This is a genomic window from Coprococcus sp. ART55/1, assembly GCF_000210595.1.
Lineage (GTDB): Bacteria > Bacillota > Clostridia > Lachnospirales > Lachnospiraceae > Coprococcus > Coprococcus aceti.
In genome coordinates, this window is the sequence record NC_021018.1 from 365619 (window position 1) to 372522 (window position 6904).

Sequence of the window (6904 nt, forward strand, 5' to 3'; positions counted from 1 at the left end):
AGAAAGAGCTGATTCTTGACTATTTGGAGCATTACGAGGGAAGCATGGTATGTTCAAGGCAGTTATATTCTGAGGCATTGGGAAATGACGGAAATCCGGCACAATGGGAAATTCGTGAGATTAATGACATTATGAATAACTGCAGTGATTGGATTGCCTTTAGTAATCCAAGACATTTTCCTGAACCATACCGCAGGCAGAAAGGATGGGAGAAGCCTGACAACAGAGGTCAGGATTTTCAACCGATAACCAAGGAGCAGATGGAGCAGTTATCATTGCCACCGGAGTGGATGGAGAGATAAATGCCTGATAGGTTGTCGGCTGGTTGTCTATCCCGTTGCCAACCCCGTTGTCGGTTCTATGTTCTATAAAACCTTATATTTACTATGTTTTTAAGGGATATATATAGTTCTGACAACGAAAGCAACGGAATATTTGAGAAAAAGTAAATTTAGGAAAAGTAACTATAAATAAAAGGAATTGAGAGTTTTTAGAGGTCGGTTGTCAGCTTCCGGTTGTCAGCTGAAAGAGGCTCTTCCTTACCAGGCAGACATAAAGGAGAACACAAATGGAGAATAGAAAATCACACACACCGGTAGCACTCAGAAAGCAGATAGGTGGCACAATGTATGTTGTGAGAGTGCATTTCAATGAGGATGCCGAAGAAAGCATGAAGGACAAGATAAAGAGGCTGATTGAGAATGATGTTAGGGCAAATCAGCATACGGCATAGGTAGAAAAGCATATGGAAAACTTGCATATATTGTGGTATAATTAGTATGTTCAATAAGAGCGAAAAATAAGAATATTCTTAACAGATGAATTTATGGAAGGGTGAATTTATCATGAGGAAGAATGTAAAAATCATTGTTGGTGTCGTTGTGCTTATTCTTGTACTCGTTGTTGGTTCTTTTGTAGGACTCATAATTAACCGTACCAACGACCATAAATTTGGGAGATATGTATCAACGGAAGGTCCTTGGGGAATGACTGCCACCTGGGTATCGGAGGACAGTGCCAGTTATCTTGTCTGCAAGAAGGAAAACGATGAACCGTTTGCCAATGTTACAGCCTATTTTCAGGGTGTGGACGGTTGGCAGGCCTATGAGTTGAATAGCATCGATAGAATTGTTTATCTGGACATTGTAAAAGATGGCGTTGTTGTTGACGGCACCAGCGGCTATATGAAATTTGATGGAACTACATTTACTATTACAGATCTGGACAAAGATACCTTTGGTGCAGATGAATTTCATTATGTCATTACCGATAAGGAGTTCAGTCCCGATTAAAGTGTCAAACCTATTCCAGTTTGGGCATGAGGTTGCCGAAAATCAAAAGTGAATAAAAATGACTTTATAGCCATTGTGGAGAAATCTACAGTGGCTTTTTTCATGCAATGAAATGTATGGGTACTAAAAAGTCTTTGACATTTTGTTTCAGGTAAGACAGCCAAGAGTATTCTGGTTTCCTGTGGTGCGAGACTTGCGCCATTTGACATCAAGGAAGTCAGGGAGATAACAGCATATGATGAACTCGACTTAGGGGACATCGGTAGAAGAAAGACAGCACTGTTTGTCATTATTTCGGATACAGATGATTCCCTTAATTTTTTGGTATCAATCATGTACACACAGCTTTTCAATCTGCTCTGCACGATTGCAGACGATGAATACCATGGAAAGCTCCCGGTACATGTGCGGTGTATCCTGGACGAGTTCGCAAACATCGGACAGATTCCGAAGTTTGACAAGCTGATTGCAACCATACGAAGCAGAGAGATATCGGCATCCATTATCCTACAGTCTAAGGCACAGTTAAAGTCAATTTATAAGGATAACGCAGAGACGATCGAGGGTAACTGCGATACATTTCTGTTTTTAGGTGGCAAGGAGAAGCCAACATTAAAAGATCTGTCGGAAGTGCTGGGTAAGGAAACGATTGACACGTACAACACCTCTGATACCAGAGGAACATCTCAGTCCTATGGTCTGAACTATCAGAAACTTGGGCGGGAGCTTATGAGCCAAGACCGCCTGGCTCTTATGGATGGCGGCAAATGTATATTGCAGGTGCGTGGAGTAAGACCGTTCTTTTCAGATAAGGTCGATATAACCGCAAACGAGATGTACAAAGAGCTTTCGGATTTTGACAAGAAAAATCAATTTGACATTGAGAAATATGTTTCCGAATATGGAAAACCAAAGTTTTCTAAGATCATATGATGAGATTCCTCCGAGAGTTGAATACTCACTTACAGATAAGGGCAGATCCGTTGTACCGATACTTAAGAGTATTTGTCAGTGGTCAGGAACCTTTTACAAGGAAGACAACGAAAACGAGATGACACAGTGCCAGAAATGTGACCATAGGGGGTAGACATAATGATAAAATATACAGAAGAGAAAACATTTACACAGGATCAGGTACAGGAGCTTTTTAAGTCGGTTGGGTGGATCTCGGCAGAATACCCACAGAGACTTCACAAAGCACTTATGAACTCACAGACTGTTCTTACCGCATGGGATGGTGGGTGAGCGCCTTGTCGGACTTGCAAGAGTGTTGGATGATTCAGAGCTGGTGGCATTTGTACACTATGTTCTTGTGCATCCTGAATATCAGGGGCAGAAAATAGCCGGAAATATGGTAGAATATATTAGAGATAAATATAAGAATTATCTGTACATAGAGGGAATGCAGGAGGACAGCAAGAATGTCGCTTTCTATGAGAGACACGGTTTCCACGTTATGGAAGGTGGCACACCGATACAGATATGCAATTTTTCGGATAAGAGGTAAAAGGGATGCACGATTATTTGACAGAGACAAAGATGCTCGACTATTCAAATGAGAATATCAAGCAGCTCATCAGAGAGAGAAAGTGGAGTGGCAGTTAAGGACTTTAAGAATCCTGTTATAGATTTTGACAGGAATAATACATATATCCAGAGCGAAGGTATCAATCAGGATTTCGGAGTGTATGATTCGCCGGATGAACTGTTAAAAGAACACCATCAGGAGATGTCAAGGGTGAAGGCGTTCCTGTACAGAAACTGGGGAAGGCATATGATGAACAGGAATGTCAGGAAGATCAGGGGTAAGTAGAATAGAATATGGGAGGTACACACATGGCAAAGAGAAAAACACTGCCAAAGGATTTTGAGCAGCTTGTGCAGACGGCAAGTGATGAGGACATCAAGAAGGTATTGGGCAAATGCGACATCAATGCATATGGCGGATACAACAAGGGAAATGCACTGGAATTTCCACTTTCAGAGGAGATGATGCGGTGGCTGATAGAGCAGGGGATCGACATCAACTATGTTGACCAGTATGGCTACACACCGCTGCTTTATCATGCTGGAAGAATGTTATCAGAGAAACAGGCAATAGCGCTGGTGAAGCTGGGCGCAGACATAACAGCCACCCAGGGCCTTGACAGAGAGACCGTAATGCATGTGGCTGTGAAGACTGGCAATCTTGAGCTTGTCAAATGTCTGATACAGGCGGGAGCAGATGCAGAAGTAACATCCAGATCAGGGGAGACTCCACTTGAGAGAGCGTTTCACTGGGCAAGGACATTTGATCTGATAAAGCTTGCGCCGGTAGCAGAGTATCTGATCGGGATAGGAGTTCCGGTCACAGATAAAATAAGAACATATATGAGAAGCGCGGCTGAGGATATAGAGTTTCGCAGGAAAGATATGAGTCCAGATATTATGCCAGAGCTCGACAGGGCGATGGAGAGTCTGTACGGACTGCTCGGAGTTGCCTCTGTTCCAAGGCGGGTAGAATATGACGGCACATCGCCGATCGTCATTCATGAGAAGCGCTGGCAGAAGCAGCATGGAGAATTGTGGAATCTTCTTGTGCCTGGTTCGGGACATGCGGGCACAGTTCAGGGCGAGGTCATCCGTATATCGGGAAAACTTGCCTATGAGATACTAGATAACGCATGCTGCAACTGGGATTCAGATTTCAAGAGCATGGCAAATGCCCTGTATCGATACATATGTATGGGCACACCACTTGACGCGTACGAGCAGAGAGAATTTGCCGGACTCATAAACGGCATCAAAGATGCCGATGAGACGGATATAAACAGACTCACAGAGCTTTCGGTCAAATGGGTGACACTGAATCTGAATCCTATGGCAGTGGGAGAACTTGATTATAAAAGATAGATCAATTACTGTGACTTCCGTCCATAGCGGAAGTCACAGTAAGCTCCATTTTCGGCAAGAGTCTGAGTCCTTGTGAGCTTCAAGTCCATCATGTCAGCAAGCACGAAATCCATACGGCACAGATATTTTGCCAGTTCAAAGCATCCCTCGTCACGGCAGAGATTACAGATCCCGCAGTTGTGATAATCATAGCCGAGTACGAAGTCATCGTTTGGCCCGCCCTCGATGATGTCAAGAACCCAGTCATTCTTATAGCGTCTCAGATGAGATTCCTCAGACCATTTCTTCCTTCCCGGAAGCTTTTTTTCATCGAGATAGCTGTCTGCATTTCCAATAACCATATGAAAAAGTTTATTGTTGTACAGCCCGTCTTTGTACAGGCTGAAACATTCCTCCGGTGAAAGAGAAGTCTTTCTGTTTAGTGCGATGAAATATGCGCCCATGCAGTATGAGTTCATGAGGTGCGACTTTCCTATGTCATCGGCACGCTCAAGGACTGCTTTGTATTCGTTCTTTATAGCCTTACTGTCAAGGCTTAGATGCTGTGTTTTTGCCTGCTTCATGCATGAATTGTGAAAGAAATAACAAAATAATTTCTGCGTAAATCCATATTCCATAGTTACATATCCTTTCTATTCTATTTGACACCAGTCAAATTATCAATACAGGTCAATTATTGGCCTGTCGATTTATTTAAAGCGTATCTCGATTATCTGACACATGCAGGATTTGTCCAGGTGCTTAAAAACAGTGTTGAGTACAAATCCATATCGTTTGTCAAGAGGTCTGTACCCTGTGAGATATCCTTTCCTGATGACAGAACTGAATGAAGAACTCCAGCTCTTAAGTTCCGAGAGTTCATCGACACTGAAATAAACACCGATGTTGTCATCACAGTCCTTGAGCCATGTCTTCAGCATGTTCTTAAGCCCCTTTTTCTTCGTCGCGTCAAATACCAGCTTGCCTCCAGGAAAATGTTCAGCCATGGCGGCAAACAAAGTCTTAACCTGCTCAGTTTTGAAATAGTAGAATACCCCCGATGCGAAGAATACGATCCCGTCCTCAGGGCGGAAATCTATCTTGTCAAACCATGAGAGATCGTTGAGGTCACAGGCGATATTTGTCTCGCGTTCACGCTCACCTAAAAGTTCATTGCGGACAGCTATGGCGTCAGGAAAATCCAGATTGTACGCACGTGCCTGTCCGTTATCCACCTGGCTGAATGTTGTGTCGAGACCACAGCCGAGGTTCACAACACAGGCTCTTGGATGATCCTTGAGATACGATCGGCAGACGGATGCCAGATCATATTGTCTGGTGGCAGCCATGATAGCACCGATTTTCTCCATGATACCTTTCCTGTTATAGTCTATCTCGACCTCGTTGTATATTCTCTGGCAGTCAAGATCATTAAAGTTTCCCGGATACATCTCCATGGCACGCTTTCTTCCGTACAGTGGAAGAAGAAGAGTTTCCTGGACAGAACCCTTTTCAATTTTCTTTTTTTCCATTTGTTTTTCCTCCTATCTGCAATCCTGCTTCTATGCCGTGCAGCAGAACATTCATAGCTTCCATAAATGCAGTTTTCATCTCTGATGTGACTCCACTTTGGCATGAGTCATCTGCAATTATTTCACAGACCATTGAGAACTCAGCCAGAGAGAGCATATACACTGTTTTTTTAGATAATTTCCTGACTGCGATCCCACGTTTGTATAACTCGTCATAGTACTTAAGCGCAAAGCCAGCACTTCTTTCTATATAGATACTGCGGAATTTCTCCAGACATTTGCCTGAGTCATTTTTCAGCAGCATATGAAAGAGCTGCATGTCGCCCTCAAGCATATCGAATATCTGTACTGATATCCTGGAATACAACACATTGAACAGCTCGTCATCTGACATGGCAGTGAAGTCTATTCCGATCATGGATTCAGTGACTTCCATGAGCTTTCTGCCGCTTTCCTCAAATATCTCGTCAAACATTTCCTCTTTGCCTGAGAAATGCTTGTATATTGCGCCTGCGGTTATACCGGCCCTTGCGGCAATCTTACGCATGGACGCCTCCTGATATCCAACCTCAAGAAAGACTTCCATGGCACTTTTCAGTATTGCCGCCCTTGTTTCCTTTGTACTTTCCCGAATGATAGTCACCTCCATTTACTATTTGGTAAACAGTGTTTACTTTATATCACATGGGATTTGCAAAATCAAGCGGCCAGAAGATTAAATGAGTTAATTGAAAATTTCTATCATTAAGCGACTGATGTAACAATATGCCTTTTAGGCATAACAGATAATTCGATATAGGTATTAGACATATAGATATATCAGGACTAAAATAAGCATGTATTGAAAAGTACTTGCTTATTTTTATGCTCATACATTCACAGGATGTGTGGGCGGATATTGGAATGTGTCAGGTTTTTGACGAAGACTTGACATGCAGCATCATTCCACGTCAAAGGTGATTAGAATGGGATGACGTTTAGTTGAAGGAGGTTTACATAATGTCAAAAAAGCTTATAGCATATTTCAGCGCAAGTGGAACCACGAAAAAGGTTGCAGAGATGATATCGGAGGCAGCAGGCGCAGACCTGTACGAGATCAAACCAAAGGAGCTGTACACCAAGGCTGACCTTGACTGGATGAACAAGAAATCCAGAAGCAGCGTCGAGATGAGCGACAAGAAGCTTAGACCGGAGCTTGATGATTCAAAT

11 protein-coding genes and 2 pseudogenes are annotated in these 6904 nt (G+C 43.0%); 10 read left to right on the forward strand and 3 right to left on the reverse strand.

Translation table 11 applies throughout. The features are described 5' to 3' along the window. The 9 genes and pseudogenes from CCU_RS01705 to CCU_RS01745 all read left to right on the forward strand — a co-directional run. Positions 1-302 (forward strand): annotated as a pseudogene (locus tag CCU_RS01705) (virulence-associated E family protein); the annotation flags it as partial. A gap of 266 nt (positions 303-568) precedes the next feature. Beyond that, on the forward strand, positions 569-733 hold the full coding sequence (locus tag CCU_RS01710) for a transposon-encoded TnpW family protein (RefSeq protein WP_004853612.1): 165 nt from the start codon (positions 569-571) through the stop codon (positions 731-733). A 112-nt stretch (positions 734-845) separates the two neighbouring features. Then, positions 846-1292, forward strand: a complete 447-nt coding sequence (locus tag CCU_RS01715; RefSeq protein WP_015533334.1) for a hypothetical protein — start codon at positions 846-848, stop codon at positions 1290-1292. Positions 1293-1439: 147 nt separating this feature from the next. After that, positions 1440-2225: pseudogene (locus CCU_RS01720) on the forward strand (VirD4-like conjugal transfer protein, CD1115 family); the annotation flags it as partial. Continuing rightward, positions 2194-2379: a winged helix-turn-helix transcriptional regulator gene (locus CCU_RS14665; RefSeq protein WP_334290442.1), complete on the forward strand. Its 186-nt coding sequence runs from the start codon at positions 2194-2196 to the stop codon at positions 2377-2379. The pseudogene CCU_RS01720 and the gene CCU_RS14665, both read left to right, overlap by 32 nt. A gap of 5 nt (positions 2380-2384) precedes the next feature. Then, on the forward strand, positions 2385-2537 hold the full coding sequence (locus CCU_RS01730; protein ID WP_004853620.1) for a hypothetical protein: 153 nt from the start codon (positions 2385-2387) through the stop codon (positions 2535-2537). Continuing rightward, complete coding sequence (locus CCU_RS01735; RefSeq protein WP_004853622.1) at positions 2527-2799, forward strand: GNAT family N-acetyltransferase; 273 nt, start codon at positions 2527-2529, stop codon at positions 2797-2799. Before CCU_RS01730 ends, CCU_RS01735 begins: the two co-directional genes overlap by 11 nt. Before the next feature lie 87 nt (positions 2800-2886). Then, the gene (locus CCU_RS01740) at positions 2887-3105 is read left to right on the forward strand and encodes a hypothetical protein (protein WP_330369790.1); all 219 of its coding nucleotides are present in this window, start codon (positions 2887-2889) and stop codon (positions 3103-3105) included. 23 nt (positions 3106-3128) lie between these two features. Beyond that, a complete protein-coding gene (locus CCU_RS01745) occupies positions 3129-4184 on the forward strand; it encodes an ankyrin repeat domain-containing protein (RefSeq protein ID WP_015533338.1) in 1056 nt (351 codons plus the stop codon). Positions 4185-4189: 5 nt separating this feature from the next. Here CCU_RS01745 and CCU_RS01750 read toward each other — a convergent pair whose 3' ends face one another. The 3 genes from CCU_RS01750 to CCU_RS01760 all read right to left on the reverse strand — a co-directional run bounded on the left by CCU_RS01750 (position 4190) and on the right by CCU_RS01760 (position 6344). Then, a complete protein-coding gene (locus tag CCU_RS01750; RefSeq protein WP_015533339.1) occupies positions 4190-4801 on the reverse strand; it encodes an L-2-amino-thiazoline-4-carboxylic acid hydrolase in 612 nt (203 codons plus the stop codon). Between the two features lie 72 nt (positions 4802-4873). After that, the gene (locus tag CCU_RS01755; RefSeq protein WP_015533340.1) at positions 4874-5695 is read right to left on the reverse strand and encodes a class I SAM-dependent methyltransferase; all 822 of its coding nucleotides are present in this window, start codon (positions 5693-5695) and stop codon (positions 4874-4876) included. After that, positions 5676-6344 (reverse strand): TetR/AcrR family transcriptional regulator, encoded by a 669-nt coding sequence (locus CCU_RS01760; RefSeq protein WP_015533341.1) that lies wholly within the window; start codon positions 6342-6344, stop codon positions 5676-5678. Before CCU_RS01760 ends, CCU_RS01755 begins: the two co-directional genes overlap by 20 nt. A 350-nt stretch (positions 6345-6694) precedes the next feature. Between CCU_RS01760 and CCU_RS01765 the strand changes: the two genes are divergently transcribed. Further along, positions 6695-6904: flavodoxin (locus CCU_RS01765; RefSeq protein ID WP_305803633.1), on the forward strand; the 210-nt coding region annotated here is incomplete at its 3' end.